This is a genomic window from Mesorhizobium sp. M7A.F.Ca.AU.002.02.1.1 (assembly GCF_003998535.1).
GTDB lineage: Bacteria > Pseudomonadota > Alphaproteobacteria > Rhizobiales > Rhizobiaceae > Mesorhizobium > Mesorhizobium ciceri.
Genome location: NZ_RZPB01001093.1, coordinates 1 through 1,551, shown reverse-complemented (window position 1 = coordinate 1,551; position 1,551 = coordinate 1). Strand labels below are relative to the sequence as shown.

General features: G+C 65.1%; 1 pseudogene. It reads right to left on the bottom strand.

What is annotated here, in order from left to right:
• Positions 1-1,551: pseudogene (locus EN879_RS35330) on the bottom strand (hypothetical protein); the annotation flags it as partial.

Below are 1,551 nucleotides of genomic sequence, written 5' to 3'. Positions count from 1 at the left end.
GGCCGTAGCGTGTCGATGCCCGCCGGTGCCGCGATGATCGGCGAGTTTTGCACGGTGGTGAAATGGAACGCAGCCGAAGCGCCGGCGCTGGTATCGACGCCGAGCTGCGAGACATCGACGGCCGCGTCGTCGCTCTTGAAGGCGAGCAGTACCTGCCCGTCATCGAGCTGGAACGACGTACCGCCGAGGTCAATCGTCGCCTGGCCGCCGTCGACGTTCTTGTCGATGAGCACAATGACATTGGCGGTAGATGCCTGGGCGTTGGTATAGGTGCCCGGATTGAGCAGGCTGCCGTCGCCAAGGGCGGTGGCATCGGCGGTGACATAGTAGACCTTGTACGAAGACAGGTTCGACGTGTCGCCGCTGAAGTTGACGTCGTTGAAATTGTAGTCGCCCGATGTCGGCAGCGTGTCGGTGGCGTGGATGACCTGGCCGTTGCCGAAGGTCTCGATCTTCGATTCGGCCGGGCTGCCGCCGTCGCCGAACACCAGCCTGGCGTTGGTGGCGCTGGAGAACTGGACGCCCTGGGCGACCTTGGTGATGGTCGACGTCTGACCAGCAGGGCCAGGATTGTTGTTGAGGAGGTCACCGAGCTGGATCTTGCCGGTGCCGGTTGTCGTCGTGCCGGCCATGTCGATGCCGAGCGAACCGGTGGAGTTGCCGCCGTCGACATCGAAATCGTCGGCCGTGATGGTGCTCGTGCCGAGCGCCGCGCCATTGAGGTCGAGGCCGACGGCGTTGGTGGCGCTTGCCGCGATCCCGATGTTCAGGCTGTGGAAATCCAGCGTCGAGCCGAGCGTGCCGGAAACCTGGACGCCGGTGCCAGTGATGCCCTGCAGGTCGACCGCCCCGAGATCGATGGCGCCGCCGCTGACATTGTTGAGTGATATGCCGGTCGCCGCGCCATTGGTCGAAATCGTGTCGAACTTGATGCCGTCCGCGCCGACCGTCGCGCCTGTCGCCCCGGCCACGACCGCCGTCGCATCGCCAAGCTTCAGCGCGGTTCCCGTGCCGGTGGTGATGGTGTTGCCGGTGCCGCTGACGCTGATCGTGCCGGCGCCGAAGGTGCTGGCGCTGAAGCCGGCGCCGCTGGCGGTGGTGATCTTGAGGTTGCCGCCGGTAAAGGCGAGCGAGCCCGTGCCCTGGGTCGGGCCGATGCTGGGGAGCTTGACGATGGCGCCGTTGGCGCCGCTGCTGGTGTCGAATATCTTCGAGGTGCCGGAGAAGGTGGCCGTTCCCTCGGACGATCCGTCAAACAAGACGCCGACGGCGCTCCCGGTATGATTGATCGTGCTCGAAATATTGTACACGCCCTCGGCGTTGCCGCTGAAGGTGAAGACCGCTGTCCCCGGCAGTGCTACTGCCGAGGTCGAAACGACCGAACCGCTCATGTTGAGCTCGCTCCAGTCGCCGCCGCCGACTTGCAAGACGCTACCCGCGCTGACGTTGATCGAGCCGGTGTAGTTCAGTGTGGCGTGGACAAGATCATTGCCGCCGGCGAGCGTGATCGCTGAACCAGTGGTGCTTGTCGTCGCGCCGATGCTGGCGCTG